Source organism: Streptomyces sp. CLV115 (assembly GCF_038448545.1).
Classification (GTDB): domain Bacteria; phylum Actinomycetota; class Actinomycetes; order Streptomycetales; family Streptomycetaceae; genus Streptomyces; species Streptomyces sanglieri.
This window is the reverse complement of the sequence record NZ_JBCEWQ010000468.1, coordinates 1-263: the sequence shown is the minus strand read 5'-3', so window position 1 is coordinate 263 and position 263 is coordinate 1. Positions and strand designations below refer to the sequence as shown.

The window sequence follows — 263 nt, the reverse complement described above, 5'->3', positions numbered from 1 at the left end:
CGCGGAGTCGTAGAGCTCCGGGATCTCCTGAAGTGTGCGTGCGACCTTCAGCCCGCGTCCGCCGCCGCCGAAGGCGGCCTTGATCGCGATCGGCAGCCCGTTCTCCTCGGCGAACGCCACGACCTCGCCGGCACCCCCGACCGGGTCGGGGGTGCCCGCGACCAGCGGGGCCCCGGCACGCTGCGCGATGTGCCGGGCGGCGACCTTGTCGCCGAGGTCCCGGATCGCCTGCGGCGGCGGGCCGATCCAGGTCAGCCCGGCAT

General features: G+C 75.3%; 1 protein-coding gene. It reads right to left on the bottom strand.

The window, feature by feature from the left end; translation table 11 throughout:
- A partial coding sequence (locus AADR41_RS43140) for an ATP-binding protein (protein ID WP_446751215.1) occupies positions 1–263 on the bottom strand: 263 nt, incomplete at both ends.